At 71.1% G+C, this 17,322-nt stretch carries 15 protein-coding genes; 7 read left to right on the top strand and 8 right to left on the bottom strand.

Features of this window, described 5'->3' with window-relative positions; genetic code table 11:
* Window positions 1-18: 18 nt before the first annotated feature.
* The gene (cobA, locus tag ACQRWP_RS21840) at window positions 19-1,269 is read left to right on the top strand and encodes a uroporphyrinogen-III C-methyltransferase (protein ID WP_430497346.1); all 1,251 of its coding nucleotides are present in this window, start codon (window positions 19-21) and stop codon (window positions 1,267-1,269) included.
* Between the two features lie 73 nt (window positions 1,270-1,342).
* A complete protein-coding gene (locus ACQRWP_RS21835) occupies window positions 1,343-2,629 on the top strand; it encodes a hypothetical protein (RefSeq protein WP_430497344.1) in 1,287 nt (428 codons plus the stop codon).
* A gap of 48 nt (window positions 2,630-2,677) precedes the next feature.
* On the opposite strand, the gene otsB is transcribed toward ACQRWP_RS21835, so the two are convergent.
* From otsB to ACQRWP_RS21820, 3 genes are all read right to left on the bottom strand, one after another.
* On the bottom strand, window positions 2,678-5,242 hold the full coding sequence (otsB, locus tag ACQRWP_RS21830) for a trehalose-phosphatase (protein WP_430503251.1): 2,565 nt from the start codon (window positions 5,240-5,242) through the stop codon (window positions 2,678-2,680).
* Between the two features lie 41 nt (window positions 5,243-5,283).
* The gene (locus tag ACQRWP_RS21825; protein WP_030333449.1) at window positions 5,284-6,684 is read right to left on the bottom strand and encodes an alpha,alpha-trehalose-phosphate synthase (UDP-forming); all 1,401 of its coding nucleotides are present in this window, start codon (window positions 6,682-6,684) and stop codon (window positions 5,284-5,286) included.
* Window positions 6,685-6,826: 142 nt separating this feature from the next.
* Window positions 6,827-7,057 carry a hypothetical protein gene (locus tag ACQRWP_RS21820; protein WP_430497341.1) on the bottom strand — a complete coding sequence of 77 codons (231 nt, stop codon included), beginning with the start codon at window positions 7,055-7,057 and terminating at the stop codon, window positions 6,827-6,829.
* Between the two features lie 210 nt (window positions 7,058-7,267).
* On the opposite strand from ACQRWP_RS21820, the gene ettA reads away from it, so the two are divergent.
* The 4 genes from ettA (at window position 7,268) to ACQRWP_RS21800 (ending at window position 10,853) form a co-directional block, all read left to right on the top strand.
* On the top strand, window positions 7,268-8,944 hold the full coding sequence (gene ettA / locus ACQRWP_RS21815; RefSeq protein WP_430497339.1) for an energy-dependent translational throttle protein EttA: 1,677 nt from the start codon (window positions 7,268-7,270) through the stop codon (window positions 8,942-8,944).
* Window positions 8,945-8,956: 12 nt separating this feature from the next.
* Window positions 8,957-9,403: an acyl-CoA thioesterase gene (locus ACQRWP_RS21810; RefSeq protein WP_430497337.1), complete on the top strand. Its 447-nt coding sequence runs from the start codon at window positions 8,957-8,959 to the stop codon at window positions 9,401-9,403.
* The gene (locus tag ACQRWP_RS21805; protein WP_430497336.1) at window positions 9,400-10,137 is read left to right on the top strand and encodes a hypothetical protein; all 738 of its coding nucleotides are present in this window, start codon (window positions 9,400-9,402) and stop codon (window positions 10,135-10,137) included. Before ACQRWP_RS21810 ends, ACQRWP_RS21805 begins: the two co-directional genes overlap by 4 nt.
* A 131-nt stretch (window positions 10,138-10,268) precedes the next feature.
* A complete protein-coding gene (locus ACQRWP_RS21800; RefSeq protein WP_030333460.1) occupies window positions 10,269-10,853 on the top strand; it encodes a YbjN domain-containing protein in 585 nt (194 codons plus the stop codon).
* 21 nt (window positions 10,854-10,874) lie between these two features.
* On the opposite strand, the gene ACQRWP_RS21795 is transcribed toward ACQRWP_RS21800, so the two are convergent.
* The 4 genes from ACQRWP_RS21795 to ACQRWP_RS21780 form a co-directional block, all read right to left on the bottom strand.
* Window positions 10,875-11,264: a globin gene (locus tag ACQRWP_RS21795; RefSeq protein ID WP_430497333.1), complete on the bottom strand. Its 390-nt coding sequence runs from the start codon at window positions 11,262-11,264 to the stop codon at window positions 10,875-10,877.
* Between the two features lie 161 nt (window positions 11,265-11,425).
* A complete protein-coding gene (locus tag ACQRWP_RS21790) occupies window positions 11,426-12,811 on the bottom strand; it encodes an MFS transporter (RefSeq protein WP_430497332.1) in 1,386 nt (461 codons plus the stop codon).
* 233 nt (window positions 12,812-13,044) lie between these two features.
* Window positions 13,045-14,085, bottom strand: a complete 1,041-nt coding sequence (locus ACQRWP_RS21785; RefSeq protein WP_430497330.1) for a mechanosensitive ion channel family protein — start codon at window positions 14,083-14,085, stop codon at window positions 13,045-13,047.
* Window positions 14,086-14,180: 95 nt separating this feature from the next.
* The gene (locus ACQRWP_RS21780) at window positions 14,181-14,903 is read right to left on the bottom strand and encodes a hypothetical protein (RefSeq protein WP_430497328.1); all 723 of its coding nucleotides are present in this window, start codon (window positions 14,901-14,903) and stop codon (window positions 14,181-14,183) included.
* Window positions 14,904-15,171: 268 nt separating this feature from the next.
* Here ACQRWP_RS21780 and ACQRWP_RS21775 point away from each other — a divergent pair, with 268 nt between their 5' ends.
* Window positions 15,172-15,708 carry an HNH endonuclease gene (locus ACQRWP_RS21775; protein ID WP_030333470.1) on the top strand — a complete coding sequence of 179 codons (537 nt, stop codon included), beginning with the start codon at window positions 15,172-15,174 and terminating at the stop codon, window positions 15,706-15,708.
* A 15-nt stretch (window positions 15,709-15,723) separates the two neighbouring features.
* On the opposite strand, the gene ACQRWP_RS21770 is transcribed toward ACQRWP_RS21775, so the two are convergent.
* Window positions 15,724-17,319, bottom strand: coding sequence for a DUF6194 family protein (locus ACQRWP_RS21770; RefSeq protein ID WP_430497326.1), 1,596 nt, complete (start codon window positions 17,317-17,319; stop codon window positions 15,724-15,726).
* Window positions 17,320-17,322 lie beyond the last annotated feature (3 nt).

The raw sequence follows: 17,322 nt of genomic DNA, 5'->3' as shown, positions 1-17,322 counted from the left end.
CCGCCCCGGTGGTGCGGCGTGACCTCCAATCCGTACCCCCTGGGTTTGCGGCTGCACGGGCGGCGGGTGGTCGTGGTGGGTGGCGGCGCGGTCGCCACCCGGCGGGTACCCGCGCTGCTGGACGCCGGTGCGGACGTCCTGCTGGTGGCCCCGGAGCTGACCCCGGCGCTGCGTGCCCGGGTCGACGCGGGTCGGCTGCACTGGGTGTCGCGCCGGTTCGTACCGGAGGACCTGGACGGCGCCTGGCTGGTCCAGGTCGCGGTCGACGACCCGATCGCGGCGGCTTCGGTGAGCGCCGTCGCCGCCGAGCGGCGGATCTTCTGCGTTCGGGCCGACGACCGGACGGCCGCCACCGCCTGGACCCCGGCGGTGACCCGGCACGGCCCGGTCACCGTGGCGGTGCTCGGCGGCGGCGACCCCCGCCGGGCGATGACCGTCCGCGACGCCATCCGCGACCTGCTCGCCGTGCGCCTGGCACCGGACGGGGCCGCTCCGACGCCGGGCGGACCCGACGCTTCGACCGGGACGACCGCTGGGCCGCAGGCCGGGCGGGTGGCGCTGGTCGGGGCGGGGCCGGGGGACCCGGAGCTGATCACCGTGAAGGGTTGGCGGCTACTCACCGAGGCCGACGTGGTGGTCGCCGACCGCCTGGTGCCCGGGCTGCTCCTCGACGAGTTGCGCCCGGACGTCGAGCTGGTGGACGCCTCGAAGATCCCCTACGGCCCGTCCCGGGCGCAGGAGGAGATCAATCAGATCCTGGTCGACCGGGCCCTGGCCGGCGCCTTCGTGGTGCGGCTCAAGGGCGGTGACCCGTACGTCTTCGGGCGCGGCGGCGAGGAGTTGTTGGCCTGCGCGGCGGCCGGCGTGCCGGTGACCGTGGTGCCCGGGGTGACCAGCTCCATCGCCGCGCCGGCCGCGGCTGGTATCCCGGTCACCCATCGGGGGGTGGCGCACGAGTTCACTGTGGTCTCCGGGCACCTGGCACCCGACGCGCCGGCTTCGCTGGTGCGCTGGGACGCCCTCGCCGGTCTGCACGGCACCCTGGTGATCCTGATGGGGCTGAAGAACCTCGCCGCCATCACGGCCACCCTGATCGCGCACGGCCGACCGCCGCAGACGCCGGCCGCTGTCGTCCAGGAAGCCACGACAGGCACCCAGCGGGTGCTGCGGTCGACACTCGGCGAGGTGGCTGCCGACCTGCGTGCGGCCGACCTACGCCCGCCCGCCGTCGTCGTGGTGGGCGATGTGGTGAACGCCCTCGACGGGTGAGGGAACGGGTGGCGCTGCCGGCACGAGGATCGGGAACGCGGGGTTGTCGGGGGCTGTGGACACAATGTCGACCATGCTCACCGTGAAGGATCCTCACGAGACGTGGCGGACGGAACTGCTCACACCGGTCGCGCTGCGGTGCGGAAGCCCCGGCCTGACCACCACCTTCGAGGACCTCCCCTCGCGATGGCGCAATGCTCCGGTCCGGACTCTGAGGTGCACTGTCGTGGACGGCTCCTGGGCCGTCCTGGTCACTGTGGTCCGCGGCTATCGCCAACAGCCGGGCGACTCGCTCGTCGGCAACGAGTTCGGCCGTGACCCGCACACCGCCTACGACCTGGACTCGCCCGGCGACCTGGTGTACGAGCTGCAGGTGACCGAGGACGACGGGTCCGACGAGCCCGAGCTGCTGGAGTTCCGGCTCTTCGGCGACCCGCAGGCGGCCGGGTCGGAGGTGCTGCGGTGGGCGGGGAAGAAGGCGGCGCACTCGGTCAGCCCGTTCGTCGAGCGGGCCGAGATACGGCAGCGCCGGGACCGTCGCCAGTTCGACCATCGTCAGGCCAGTGCGGCATCGCCGCCGGCCCGGATCGGCGTGGTGTCGGACGAGGCCGCCGCCGACCTCGACGCCATCGACCTGTCCGGGTTGTGCTGGCACTTCCCGCGCGGGAACACCGGCGCCTACCTGCGGTCCGCGGTGGTCGCGCTGGCCGGCTACGGCGGGCAGCGGCCGCACCTGCGGGGCCGGTGGCTCACCGCACGGGTAGAGGGCGAAGAGTTGGTCATCGGCATGGACGACCTGATCCCGGCCAACCAGCGGCACCGCTGGGACAACGCCCGCTGGCTGTGGGACCGCCGACAGGCGAACACCCCGGCAGGGCTTCGCTGGCAGGTCGATCGGGTCGAGCAGGCCGCCCCCGCGGTCGCGGCCGTCCGCCGTGGCGCGCTGCCCGAGGCGCTGACCAACGCCGGGGTGGAGACTGATCCGGAGCTCGACGCGTTGCTGACCGGGGTGCCGTACCGGCTCTCCGACGCCGAACTCACCCCGACCTGGGTGGCGAACCTGTACCGCGGCCTCGCCGACCTCGCGCCCTGGCGGCTGGACGCGGCATACCGAGGTTGGCGTGACGCCCGGCAGGCACAGGGGCTTCCGGTCCAGGACTCGGTTGTCCTGTTCGGCCTCGGCGGCGTCGGCGCGGCCCGTAAACCGAAGCTCGCGCTCGACCACAACGGTGACGCCCCACTACTGTGCCTGATCCACACCGGCAGCAGCGCGGTGCTGCCGTACGCGCACTGGACCGTGCCCGCCGACCTCGCCGCCCAGCTGTACGGGTGGCGACCGAGCCTGCCGTACCCGCAGTGACTGACGGGGCCAGAGCATGCGCTCCGGCCCCGTCACACGAGCTGTCGACTACTGCTTGAGCATGTTGTCCAGCAGCAGGGCGCAGCGGATCAGACCGAGGTGGCTGTACGCCTGCGGGTGGTTGCCAAGGCCGCGCTCGGCGAGCGGGTCGTACTGCTCGGGGAGCAGGCCGGTCGGGCCGGCGGTCAGCACCATCTGCGCGAACAGCTCCTCGGCGTCGGTGCGGCGGCCGGTGCGCAGGTACGCCTCGATCAGCCACGCCGTGCAGATGTGGAAACCGCCCTCACGGCCGGGCAGGCCGTCGTCCCAGTGGTAGCGGTAGACGACCGGGCCGCTGCGCAGGTCCGCCTCGATCCGCAGGACGGTGGACAGGAAGCGCGGGTCGTCGCCCGGGAGCAGGCCGGAGAGCCCGATCCAGAGCGACGAGGCGTCCATGTCCTCGTCCCCGTACGCGACGCTGTATGCCTCGACGTCGGAGTGCCAGCCGTGCTCCAGCACGTTGGCGCCGATCCGGTCGCGCAGATCCTTCCACTCGGGCCGGTCCTCGCCGCCGTGCTCGCGCATCACGTGCAGCGCGCGGTCGACGGTCATCCAGCACATCACCTTGGAGAAGACGTGGTGCCGGGGTGGCAGCCGGGCCTCCCAGATGCCGTGGTCGGGCTCGTGCCAGCGGCGGCGGACCGCCTCGACCATGTTCTCCAGGACCCGCCACTCGTCGTCGCGGACCGAACCGCGTGCGTCGGCGACGGCCGCGATCAGGTCGGCGATCGGGCCGAAGACGTCCAGCTGCAACTGGTGGTTGGCGAGGTTGCCGACCCGGACCGGCCGGGAGCCGGCGTACCCGGGCAGCGTGTCGATGACCGCCTCGGCACCCAGCTCGTAGCCGTCGATGGTGTAGAGCGGGTGCAGCCGCTCCGGGTGCCCGCCGGTGCGCTCGATGCAGCCGTCCACCCAGCGCAGCAGCGCCTCGGCCTCCTCGACGGAGCCCAGGTCGACAAGTGCGCGGGCGGTCAGCGCGGCGTCGCGCAGCCAGCAGTAGCGGTAGTCCCAGTTGCGGACGCCGCCCAGCTCCTCGGGGAGCGAGGTGGTCGCCGCGGCCAGGATCGAGCCGGTGGCTTCGTGGCAGAGCCCGCGCAGGGTGAGGGCGCTGCGCGCGACCAGGTCACGGGCGGTGGACGGCAGCCGCAGCGAGGCCACCCAGTCCTTCCACGGCTGCTCGGCGGCGGCCTGCCGCTCGTGGATCGGCACCCGGTGATGCTCCAGGCTGTGCGTGCCGAAGCGCAGCTCCAGCACGACCTGGCCACCGGCGGCGGAGAGGTCGACGATCGCCTTGGCGGTCTCGTAACCGCCGTCGTTGCCGACCTCCCACTGCACGCCGGGGGCGTAGAGCGCGACCGGTTCGTTGGAGCCGAGCACCAGCAGGCCGTCGCCGAGCGGCTGCAGCTGCACGGCGACCTGACCGAACTCCGGCCTCGGCGCGAACTCCACCTTGGCCTTGCCGCCGCCGGTCAGCACCCGGACCAGGGTCGAGTCGCCGGTGATGACCGCCGGGCTGTCGTCCGGAGTGGTCTCCCGGGCCGGCTTGTCCAGCCAGTCGGTGACGGTGAGCCCGGACCAGCGGGTCTCCACGGTCATCGTGCCGGAGCGGTAGCGCTGGCCCAGCGGGATGCCGCCGCGTTCCGGGGTGATGCTGAAGTGGCCGGCCGGGCTGCCGCCGACCAGGTCGGCGAAGATCGCCGCCGAGTCCGGCTTGGGGTGGCAGAGCCAGCTCACCTTGGCCTCGGGGGTGAGCAGAGCGACGGTACGACCGTTGGCCAGCATGGAATGCCGTTCGATCGGCACCGCCCGCTCACCGAAGAGCCAGTGCCGCCGGGTCTCCAGCAGCAGCGCCAGCGCGCGGGCGGCCTCCAGCGGGTCGGCGACCCGGTAGCTGGCCTGGGTGTCGCCGGGGCCGATCTTGATGCCGAGGTCGGGACCGTGCAGGTGGCCGAATGCGTTCTCGTCGGTGACGTCGTCGCCCATGAACAGCACCGCGCTGGAGGCGAGCTGGGTCCGCAACTGGTCGAGTGCGGTGCCCTTGTGGGTGGCCACCACGGAGAGCTCGATGACCTCTTTGCCCTGGGTCACCGTGACGCCGTCGAAGGTGGCCGGACCGTTGCGGACCGCCTCGATGGCGGCGGCGGCGATCTGCGGGTCGACCCCGCGGGTGTGCATCGCGACGCTTGCCGGTTTGCGTTCCAGCCGGATGCCCGGGTGCTGGGCGGCGATCTCGCGCAGGGCGTTGCGGACCTGGGTCCGCACGGCCACCAGCTCGGGGGAGAGCCGCTCGACGAAGCCGATGTCGAATTCGGAGCCGTGGCTGCCGACGAGGTGCACCTCGCTGGGCAGCCGCGAGAGGGCGGCCAGGTCGCGCAGCGCCCGACCGGAGACCACCGCCACGGTGGTCTGCGGCAGCGCGGCGAGCGCGCGGATCGCGGCTACCGACTCGGGCAGCGGGACGGCCGTGCTCGGGTCCTCCACGATCGGCGCCAGCGTGCCGTCATAGTCGCAGGCGACCAGGAGCTGGGGGACCCGGGCGATCCGGCCGATGGCGGAACGCAACTCAGGGTCCATGACCCCGGTGACGGTTGCCGCCCCATCGTTGACGGACGTGTTCACTCGGCCTCCGCCTCGGGAACTCCGAGCTCCGAGAGGAAAGACTTGGCCCAGTGGCCCACGTCGTGGGTACGCAGGTGACGTTGCATTGTCCGCATCCGGCGGCGTGCCTCGGTTTTCTCCACGTGCACTGCCCGGAGGAGGGCGTCCTTGACCGCGTCCGGGTCGTGCGGGTTACACAAAAATGCCTGGCGAAGCTCGGTGGCGGCACCGGCGAACTCACTGAGCACGAGCGCGCCACCCTGGTCGGCACGTGATGCTACGTATTCCTTCGCCACGAGGTTCATTCCGTCTCGCAGCGGGGTCACCATCATCACGTCGGCAGCAACGTACATCGCCGCCAGCTCACTGCGACTGTACGACTGATGGAGGTAATGGACCGCCGGCACGCCGACCCTGCCGAACTCGCCGTTGATCCGACCGACCTCGCGCTCAACCTTGACCCGTAGTGCCTGGTAGTGCTCCACGCGCTCGCGGCTGGGTGTGGCGACCTGAACCATGACCGCGTCGGGAACTGTCAACTTTCCGTCAGCCAGCAGCTCCCGGAAGGCCTTGAGGCGCAACTCGATGCCCTTGGTGTAATCCAGCCGGTCCACGCCCAGGATTATCGTCTTCGGATCGCCCAGCTCGGCGCGAATCTGCTTGGCCCGGGCCTGGATCGCCGGATCGGCGGCCATCCGTTCCATTTCCTGGGTGTCGATCGAGATGGGGAAGGCGCCCGCCTTCACCTGCCGACCGTCGACCTGGATCATCTGCCCCTCGTAGCGCAGCCCGAGCAGGTGCCGGGCCAGCCGGACGAAGTTCTGCGCGGCCAGCCGCTGCTGGAAACCGACCAGGTCGGCGCCGAGCAGACCGCGCAGGATCTCGGTGCGGAACGGCATCTGCATGAACAGCTCGATGGGCGGGAACGGGATGTGCAGGAAGAACCCGATCCGCAGGTCCGGGCGGAGCTCACGGAGCATCGCCGGCACCAACTGGAGCTGGTAGTCCTGCACCCAGACCGTCGCGCCCTCGGCCGCCACGTCGGCTGCGGCCTCCGCGAACCGGGCGTTGACCAGGCGGTACGCCTCCCGCCACCGGCGCTTGTAGGCCGGTGTCTCCACCGCGTCGTGGTAGAGCGGCCAGATCGTCGCGTTGGACTGGCCCTCGTAGTAGCGCTCCAGCTCCTCGGCGCTGAGCGGAACCGGGTGCAGCCGGATCCCCTCCAGGTCGAACGGCTCGGGGGCCGCGCCGGTGCCACCGGCCCAGCCGACCCAGGTGCCCTTGTGTTCGGCGAGTACGGGATGCAGCGCGGTGACCAGCCCGCCAGGGCTGCGTCGCCACTGCCGGCCCTCGGGTGTGCTCACCTCGTCGACCGGCAGACGGTTCGCCACTACGACAAAGGAGCTACGGACGGTCACGATCGGCCACCTCCGGGTACTGACGGGTCCACCGCGATGAGCGTACTGAGCGTAGCTGCGGCGTCTTGTGCCCCGTGCCGGAGTCTCCTACCCGCCTCGGACCGACCGAATCCTATAGGTGATCTTGTCGACAGCCCGTGGGTCAGAGGTCGATGATCGGCCATTCCTTCGGCAGCACCTCGCCGAGCAACTCCCGCCGATCCGTCATGATCGGTGTGATCGCCCGAGCCGCCTCCATCGCAGCCTGGGCCAGGTCCATGGCCGGCACGCTCCGCAACCACAGGCCCAGCGCAGCCGAGCAGTCTGCGGTCAAGGGCTTGACCCGCGTCGGGCGTAGACCGTCCGGCACCTCGATGACGAACTCGGTAGACATCGAGTCACGATAAAAAACGGACTGCCGAGCGGCAACGCGGCGCGCTTGCGTACTCCTGGGACGGGGTGATGTGGGCGAAGCGCGTCGTACCTGTCAGGATTGACGATGGCGTGCGCGCGGCCGGCTTCCCGGCCGGCGGCGGCGGGCGGTCCTCGCAGCCCGCGCCGCGCCGCCGATCAGCGACAGCAACCGACGGAGGTAGCCCGCACCGTGGCCCAGTACATCTACGTCCTGGAAAAGGCGCGCAAGGCGCACGGCGACAAGGTCGTGCTCGACAACGTCACGTTGAGCTTCCTGCCGGGGGCCAAGATCGGTGTGCTCGGTCCGAACGGCGCCGGTAAGTCCAGCCTCCTCAAGATCATGGCAGGGCTGGACAAGCCGAGCAACGGCGAGGCCCGACTCATGCCCGGCTACACCGTCGGCATGCTCGCCCAGGAGCCCCCGCTCAACGAGGCCAAGACCGTGCTCGGCAACGTCGAGGAGGCGGTCGCCGAGACCAAGGCCAAGCTGGAGCGGTTCAACAAGATCGCCGAGCAGATGGCCACCGACTACTCCGACGAGCTGATGGAGGAGATGGGCAAGCTCCAGGAGGAGCTCGACCACCTCGACGCCTGGGACGTCGACTCCAAGCTCGAACTGGCCATGGACGCGCTGCGCTGCCCGCCGCCGGACGCCGACGTGACCCAGCTCTCCGGTGGTGAGCGTCGCCGGGTCGCGCTCTGCAAGCTGCTGCTGGAGGCGCCCGACCTGCTGCTGCTCGACGAGCCCACCAACCACCTGGACGCGGAGAGCGTCTCCTGGCTCGAGCAGCACCTGGCGAAGTACGCCGGCACCGTCATGGCGATCACCCACGACCGGTACTTCCTCGACAAGGTGGCCGGCTGGATCCTGGAGCTGGACCGCGGCCGGGCGATCGGGTACGAGGGCAACTACTCCACCTACCTGGAGAAGAAGGCCGCCCGGCTGGCCGTCGAGGGCCGCCGCGACGCCAAGATGAAGAAGCGCCTCACCGAGGAGTTGGAGTGGGTCCGCTCCAACGCCAAGGCCCGCCAGACCAAGTCCAAGGCCCGCCTGGACCGGTACGACGAGATGGCCAACGAGGCCGAGAAGACCCGCAAACTGGACTTCGAGGAGATCCAGATCCCGCCGGGCCCGCGACTGGGCAGCACGGTCATCGAGGCGGACCACCTCACCAAGGGCTTCGGCGACCGGATCCTCATCGACGACCTGTCGTTCTCGCTGCCGCGCAACGGCATCGTCGGCATCATCGGCCCCAACGGCGTCGGCAAGACCACGCTCTTCAAGACCATCGTCGGGCTGGAGCAGCCGACGGACGGCAAGGTGCGGGTCGGCGAGACGGTCTCGCTGTCGTACGTCGACCAGAACCGTGAGGGCCTCAACGGCGACAAGACCGTCTGGGAGGTCGTCTCCGACGGGCTCGACTACCTGATGGTGGGCAAGGTCGAGATGCCGTCGCGGGCGTACATCGCCGCGTTCGGCTTCAAGGGCCCGGACCAGCAGAAGCCGACAAAGGTGCTCTCCGGTGGCGAGCGCAACCGGCTCAACCTGGCGCTGACCCTGAAGATCGGCGGCAACGTCATCCTGCTCGACGAGCCGACGAACGACCTGGACGTGGAGACGCTGTCCAGCCTGGAGAACGCGCTGCTGGAGTTCCCCGGCTGCGCCGTGGTCATCTCGCACGACCGGATGTTCCTGGACCGCGTCGCCACGCACATCCTGGCCTGGGAGGGCGACGACCAGGACCCGGCCAAGTGGTTCTGGTTCGAGGGCAACTTCGAGGCGTACGAGAAGAACAAGATCGACCGCCTCGGCGCGGAGGCCGCCCGGCCGCACCGGGTGACGTACCGCAAGCTGACCCGCGACTGACCGGCCGAGAAGGTGTCTGACCGCTTCGTCTACCACTGCACCCTGCGCTGGTCCGACCTGGACGCGTACGGCCACGTCAACAACTCGCGCTTCCTCACCCTGTACGAGGAGGCGCGGGTGGCGTTGATGTTCGCCGGCGGCCGGGCCTGGGGCGTCGGCTCGTTCGCCGACGGCGTGGTGATCCGCCGGCACGAGGTCGACTACCTGCGCCCGGTCGACTACGCGCTCGGCCGGGCCACCGCGGAGGCGGCACCCACAGTGCGGATCGAGCTGTGGGTGGAGGAGATCCGGGCCTCCCGGTTCACCGTCGCCTACGAGCTGTACGACGGCGAGGTGCTGGCCAGCCGGGCCCGTTCGGTGCTGGTGCCGTTCGACCTGACCCGTCAGGTGCCCCGGCGGATCACCACCGAGGAACGGGACTTCCTGCTCACGTACGCGCCGCAGGGCGGTCTGGCGTGACCCGGCCGGGTACCGCCGAGCCCGGCCGGGTGGCGGCGTCCACCCACGGTATTGCCGGGGTGGCGGACGCGGGCGCCTTCCTGGCCCGGCTGGTCCGGTTGGATCCGGTCGCGCCGGTCCGGCTGCGACCGGCCGGCGCGCCGGGCCGGGTTGCCCTGTGGGCCCGGCTGCCGTGGCAGGTCCTGGTGGTCCGCACGGTTGCCGGTGGGCCGGCCGACGGCGACGCCGAGGACGTCACGGTGGCAGCCGCAGAGCTGCTCGCCGAGCTGGAGCGGGGCGGCGCGACTCTGCCGACCCGCCGGGACGCCCAGTGGCGGTGGCCGCTGCCGCCGACGCGGAGCCGCCAGGTGGAGGCGCTGCCCGCTGCCGAGTTGCGACGGATCGCGGACGCGGCGGCGGGCACCCTGCGGACGGCGAGCGAGCAGGGTGTGGCCGGCCGTGCCGTGGGCCAGCGGGCCCTGCGTGACGCGTTGCTCGACCACGTGGCGGTGCTGATCACCCCGGACGGGACGCCCGCCGCGCCGGTCGAGGTGTCGCAGCGGCTGGTGCAGGGGGTGGTCCGGATGGGCTTCCTCGGCGCCCCCGACGGCTCTGCGGGTGACGAGGGCGGGCACGCCGTTCAGGTGCGGGTGGCCGGTCGTTGGGTCGGCCTGGTGGGACCGCACGGAGCGGCTTGGTTGCAGAAGGCCACGGATCTTGCCGTGACACCGCTGAGTGCTCGTCCGAACGGATGACCCCGGGTCATTCTTCTGGTCAGGGGCGGTCGTTGGGGGGATGCTTCAACCCGGCTGTCCGGGTACCGTCCATCCTCGGATCCAACGCACCGTAGGCGACTGGATCCGCTGGGGAGTGAGGTGCGCGAGCGATGCCGTGGTGGTCATGGCGCCCCGGTCCCGCCGACGGCGGCGATCCGGAAACCCGAAGCGGGATCACAGTCGACAGCGCGGTCCGGATCGGGCCGCCCAGCCCTCGTCAGCCGGGGGACGACTGCCCGTCCAACGAGCGGCCCGTGCTGACCGAGATGCCCGCCACAGTCGAGCCGGTGAGTCTACGCCGGGTCTGTGACGCGCTCGATCTGCTCGACGTGCGTTACCTGGCCGACGGCGACGGCAACCTGCTGGCGATGTGGGAGCGGCACGCGGTGCTGGTCACCCTCGAAGGGCCGGAGGACGAGATCCTGGTCATGCGGGCACGCCCGCACGCCACGGTCCCGCCGGACTGGGCCGACCGGGCGTACCGGGTGGTCAACGAGTGGAACCACACCCGCCGGTTCTGCAAGGCGTACATCGGTGACCCGACCGAGCGCGGTCAGCTACCGATCTACGCCGAGCTTCAGGTGCCACTCGGTGCCGGCACCCACGACGCGCTCCTGGTAGAGATGCTCGACTGCGGCGCGGCGGTCGCCACCAGCTTCGTGGACTGGCTGCACGACGAGGGCGCGCTGCTCTGACGCCGCTCCGGGTCGGGTGGGTCAGCCGCCGTTGGCCGGGTCTTCCTCGGCGTTGACCATGAAGTACGCGGCCCGCTCCAGGTAGTCCCAGAGGGTGTTGGCGATCTCCGGCTCAAGGTCGAGCCGGTCCACGGCGCGGCGCATGTTCCGCAGCCAGGCGTCCCGTTCGGCCGCGCCGATCCGGAACGGCGCGTGGCGCATCCGCAGCCGCGGGTGCCCGCGCTGGGCGGAGTACGTGTTCGGCCCGCCCCAGTACTGCATCAGGAACAGGGTCATCCGGTCCGCGGCCGGGCCCAGGTCCTCCTCCGGGTACATGGGCCGTAGCAGGGGGTCGGTGGCGACGCCGGCGTAGAACTCGTCGACCAGCTTGCGGAAGGTGGGTTCGCCGCCGACCGCTTCGAAGAGTGTCATCGACGCACCGGGACGGTCGGATTCACCTGCGGAAGTCACAGTTCCATCCTGCCAGGTGTGTCCGGTGCCGACCCGACCCGCACGGCGTGCGTCGGATCACGCCGGGTCGACAACCCCGAATGTCGGTCACCCGGCCTGTCGGGCGGAGGTCGGTTCGACGGTCAGGTGACCGCGTGCCGGCGGTGGCCGTCACCGGCATGCGGGTCGGACGTGCCTCCCACCGGGCCGTCCCTGGCCGGGTCGCCGAGCCCGGAGGGCGGCGGATCGGCGTTGGCCAGCGAGGCGGCAGTGATCGCGTCGTCCACCGTCTGCTGGTCGGGCCAGCGCAGGGCGGCCACCGCCATCAGCACCACCCCGGCCGCGCTCCACACCCCGACCACGATCGGAATGGGGAACCGTTCGGCGAGCACCCCGGTGACCAGCACCGCGAGACCCTGGATGACCTGTATGCCGGTAGCCATCACCCCGAAGGCGCGGGCCCGGAACCCGTTGGGCAGCGCCTGGACGAACAACCCGTTGGCCATCGGGATCATGCCGGCGACCGCGAACCCGCAGAGCGCGGCGAGCAGCGCGACCACCAGCGGCGGAGGGTCGAATAGCGCCGGTACGAGCATCAACGGGGCGAGCACCGCGAGCGGCCGCATCAGCTTCAGCCGGCGAGCCGGCCCGAACAAGCGACTCACCAGCAGCCCGCCGAGGATGAAGCCGACCGGGTTGGCCACCATGATCGCTGCTTGTGCGGTGCCCGCGCTCACCGCGCCGCGGCTCTCTTCGTTGGCCCAGGCCGCGGCCAGACCCTCAGGAACGATCGAGAAGAGCATCGCGCTGAACACCAGCACCGCGATGGCCCGCAGCACCGGCGTGCGGAACACGATGTCGAACCCCTGGCGAGTCTCCCGCAGCAGGTGACTGCGGTGCGCCGGGTTCATCACCGCCGGGCGGTGGCGCACCCCGAGGCGAACCAGCAGCGCCGAGAGGCCGAACGTGGCCGCGTTGAACAGCAGCGCCGCCTCCGGGTCGATCGCGGCGACACCGGCGCCGAAGATGTACCCCACGACCTGGGCGGCCTGCCCGACGCTGCTGTTCAGCGACAGCCCCAGCACCAGTCGGTCCCCGGTGAGCAACTGCGGGATCAGCGCGGACTTCGCTGCCTGGCTCGGCGGATTGGCCAACGTGGCGGCGAAGATGAGCACCAGCACCGCCTGGTACGGCAGGCTCGGAATGGCGATGAGCAGCATCAGCGCCATTCGGATGAGGTCGCACGCCACCATCACCCGTCGGTACGGGTAGCGCTCCGCGAGTGCGGCGAGCACGGGACCGCCGAGCAGCCAGGGAAGAAAGCTGACCGCGAAGGCAGTCGCGGAGAGCGCGACGGACCGGGTCTGCTGATAGACGAGCAGGGTGACGGCGGCCTTCGCGACGTAGTCGCCGACCCAGGAGAGGGTGCCAGCCGCGAACACGGCCCGGAACTCGTGCTGGGCGAAAACTTCGCGGAATGTGGCGGGGCCTTCCGCAGAAGGTCGCTCGTCAGGCACCGTCGCCTCCATCGGCCCCGGCTCGGCCGCTCGTGGCAGCCCGGCCGGAAGCGCTCGTCAGATCTACGGATCAGCGAGGATGTGATCACGCTTTGGTGGGAACGCGTGCTCCGGATTCTGCCCGATCGTCTGACAACTAGCTAGGTCGAACGGGCCGTTCGTCGCCTCCCCGACTGAACGAACGGACGATACCCGAGGGGCCGGCCGGCTCGCGACCCCCGAATTGCCGGACAGTGTCGGCGGTTTCAGGTAGCGCCGCCCTGACCAGTCTCACCCTCGGGCAACGGCCGGGTCGACAGACCGGGATAGATGCGGGCGGCCGCGATCTGCGCGGTGATCCCCGAATTCTCCAGCGCCTCGGCGAGACGCCGACGCAGTTCCCGGCCCACCGCGAACTGCCCGTCCGCGGTCGTCTTCACCACGGTGCGGATGACCGCGCCGTCCACCGTCACCTGCTCGACACCCAGCACCTCGGGCGCCTCCACGATCTCCGGCGACAGCTCCGGGTCCATCGCGATCGAGGCGGCCGCGGTCCGTAGCACCGCCGTCGCCTCCTCGGTGCTGTTGAAACCGATCGGCAGGTCCACCACCACGAGGGCCCAACCCTGGCTCTTGTTGCCCACCCGGATGATCTCGCCGTTGCGGATGTACCAGAGCACGCCCCGGCCGTCGCGCACTGTGGTGACCCGCAGGCCGACCGACTCGACCACGCCCATCGCCTCGCCCAGGTCGACGTTGTCGCCCACGCCGTACTGGTCCTCGATCAGCATGAAGAGGCCGGCGATCAGGTCCTTCACCAGGCTCTGCGCACCGAAGCCCAGCGCGACGCCGGCGATCCCCGCGCTGGCCAGCAGCGGAGCCAGGTCGAAGCTGAACTCCCGCAGGATCATCAGCAGCGCGATGCCGAAGACGAACGCGGTGGTCAGGCTGCGCAGCACCGACCCGATCGCCTCGGCCCGCTGCCGTCGTCGCTCGGGTACGAACTCGGCCGGGTCGACCGCGGCGGTGGGTACCCGCTCGCGCAGCGGCCGCAGCATCGTCGGCACCGCACCGTCGGTGGTCGTCCGAACCAACCGGTTGATCGTCCGGTGCAGCGCCCAGCGGGCCACCATCGCCAGTGCCAGGATCAGCAGCACCCGAAGCGGTTTGAGCAGGATCCAGTAGCTTCCCTCGGCGAACCAGGCCGACCCGGTGATCCGGTAGATCCACTCGCAGGAGGTGCTGCCCTGGCAGCTCACCGAGACGGCGTCGGACAGGGCTAGGGGCGTCACACTGGCGGCACTCACTATGTCTTCGTACCGTAAGGGGCCCGAGCGCCCGCCGCCGACCCACCGGCGGGGTGGCCTACCGGCGCGGGCAGGATGCCGCCGCCGGTTGTTACTCACTCTCTCCCGGGCAACGCGGCGCGGAGCCGTTCGTACTCGGCCTGGCTACCGATCGCCGCCCGGTGTTCGGGGTGCGCGACGTAGTGTCCGATGACCGCGGCGAGGAATCCCGCGTCGACGATGTCCGTCCGCAACGCCCCCCGGCTCCGCGGAATGCCGCGCCGCCGAACCAGCCGGGGTTCCGTGATCCTCATCGGGAGCCACGGACGGCGATCGGCAGGCGGGGGGATCTGCGGGGCCAACAGGGCCTCCCATGGCACGGTGAGCGAGCCCAGCGGCCAGGTCTGCCGTACCCCGGACGGATGCAGCCGTACCCCGTGACCCCGCCACGCCCACGCCACCACCAGCGCGGTCAGGCCGACCCAGAGAACATCGAGAACCACGTCGAACGTCGACGGCGTGCCCTGGCTGGCCGAGCGCGCCAGTGCGTCGACACGTGTGGACGCGGGCCCGAGGTAGCCCAGGGCGAAGAGCACCGTCCAGGCGGGCCCGGGTGTGACGAAGGCCGGAACCTGCGGCCGTACCACGAGGTAGGCCGGACGGACCCCCATGATGACGATCGCCAGGATCAGGGCCGCCAGCGAGATGAGGATCAACAGGCGCTGCCCCACGATGGACGCGGACCCCGGGGTTGCGACGTTCACGCCGACCAGGAGAAGCCCAAGTGCCAGGACGACGTGCCGGTGGCGCACGGTGGCGGCGGACAGCTTGTCGATCATGCCCGTGACCATAGGAGCCGATGGCTGCTGGACCGGCTGGCCGATCGGTCGAGGCTGAGCACCGAAGCGTCGTAAATCGAGGTGCCTGGCTCGGCGTGGGTGATCCGCTTACCAGAAGAGAGATTAGTACGTGCAATCCGGGGTCCGATCAGGGACTATTGGCGCAACGGACGTCGGTGATCGGCCCGGCGTCGACCGTGTGGGCCGTTGTGCCCGGCCCCGGTCGGCGGCGGTCCCCAGCAGCCGCTGAACCGGGAGGGTGAGCGCGATGCCTGACATACGACCCACGGTGGGCTCCGGCGCGTTGGTCCTCAACGCCACCTACGAGCCGCTGTGTGTCGTGTCGGTGCGCCGCGCCGCGATCCTCGTCCTCTCCGCCAAGGCGGTCTGCGTCGCCGATGGTGACGGCATCCTGCACAGCGCCCGGGACGCGCTCCCGGTGCCATCAGTGGTCCGGTTGACGCGCTTCGTCCGGGTGCCGTACCGAACGCACGTCGGGCTGTCCCGCCGGGCGATCTTCGCCCGGGACGGGTGGCGGTGCGCCTACTGCCGGGGCCCGGCCGAGACCATCGACCACGTCTTTCCGCGCAGCCGGGGTGGCCGGCACGCCTGGGAGAACGTGGTCGCCGCGTGCGCCCGGTGCAACCACACCAAGGGCGACAAGACCCCGGCCGAGATGGGGTGGCGGTTACACGCCTTGCCGGCCGCCCCGAAGGGCACCGCCTGGCGGGTGCTGGGCCACCGCGCCCCCGACCCCCGCTGGGCCGACTGGCTGGACCTGCGGGAGCCCGAGGCGGCCGCCTGACTCCGCAGGGCGTGGTCAGGCTCCGGATTGCGGGCGGTTTGCCCGGCGCGCTGCGCGTTCGTGGCGGTCGACCGCTCGGTGGTGCGCGATCGCGAGTAGCCGGTCGATCTCGGGCAGCAGTTGCGGGCCGGGCATGACGATGCTGGCGAAGCCGTACTGTGCGTAGCCCGGGTGCGGCGCGAGGGTGTCCAGTCGGGCGAAGTCGAACTCGTGTCGGTGCTCTTCGAATGCCTTTGGCGGGAAGCCGAACAGCCGCTCGAACTCGGCCCGGCCCAGGTCCAGGTTGAGGCGGAAGACGCCGGGCCGGTCAAGCTGTGCTGCCTCGTCGAAGCCGGGCACGTCGTGCTCGACGACGGTGGCGAATGGCTGGCGGCGGTCCGGGCCGACGAAGAAGAACCGGTCACCCCAGGCTGCCTCGGGTGATCCGTTCTCCTCGCTCGCCACGACCTGCTCGACGCCGGGCAGCGCGACGATCCGATCGGCGAGCACGGCCGCGTCGACACCTGTCGGGACGTGTAGGACCACGTCGGCGTGTTCGATGGCGGCCCGGTCCAGCGGGAAGTAGCGGTAGTCGTGCGTCCGCTGCTCGGCCGCTCCGATGTCGGACGCTGGCAGGTAGCGGGGAAGGCTGGCCTCCTGCTGGAGTCCGCCCTCGTAGGTGCCGGGGGCGGGCGGCCCGATGCCGAGCGCCGGGCTCGCGCCGAGGCTGCCGGCGATCACCGCGTACCGGTCACCCAGTAACGACGCGAGGATCGCGCCGGCGCCGGCCCATGACACCTCCGTGTCGGCCAGCGTCATCGTGCTCTGGTGGCGCTGGAGGTGCGCGTTGTGCGAGAAGACCAGCGTGGGCCCGCGGTGTGCCTCGGCCGATCGGATCGAGAGCAGGTTCTCGGCCATCAGCGCGTCCCGGACCGCGACCAGGCGGGCGAAGCGTTCCTCCTGGGCCAGTGGTGCGGCGGCTGCGGCGTGGTAACGCAGCAACGCGACTGCGGCAGTGGCGTGCACGAACGCCGCCTGCCAGCCCGCTGACTTCCACGGCGCCCACAGGTACAACTCGGTCAGCAGGTCGTCGGCGAGCACCCGCAGTCGCTGGGCGTCGGTCGAGCGCCCGACCGATCGGCCCGGTTCCCAGATCGCGGCCGAGTCACTCCACCGCGCCTCGTCCCCGATCAGGTCGTCGATCTCGGCAGACCGGTCCAGGTCGAGGAAGTGGCAGACCTGGTCAAGGTGGCGGCGCGGGCTCGGGGCGCTCTCCAACTCCACCGGGGCGTCGAAGCCGTGGAACGTCAGGCGCTCGGCGACCGGCCGTCCGGCGTTCCACTCCCGCATCCGCAGCAGGAGGTCGCGGTTGGCCGGGGCCGCTCCGAATCCGTGGCTGAACCCTTCGGTGAGCGCCCGGTCGAGCGTCACGGCGGCGACGCCCTGCACGAAATCGTCGGCGATCAGCCCGGCCGCCCGGTCGCTCTCCACGGCGATCGAGCGGTAACCGTGCTCCGTCAGCGACATGAAGGCCTCGTTGCGGAGCTGGAGGAAGGCGGACTCACCGTGCGTCGGCTCGCCCAGCGCGAGCAGGTCCGGGGATACCGCCAGCAGGTCGAGAAAAGATGGCATTCC

Origin of the sequence: Micromonospora trifolii, assembly GCF_050516465.1 — a bacterium.
Lineage (GTDB): Bacteria > Actinomycetota > Actinomycetes > Mycobacteriales > Micromonosporaceae > Micromonospora > Micromonospora trifolii.
This window is presented reverse-complemented; position numbering and strand designations above follow the sequence as displayed.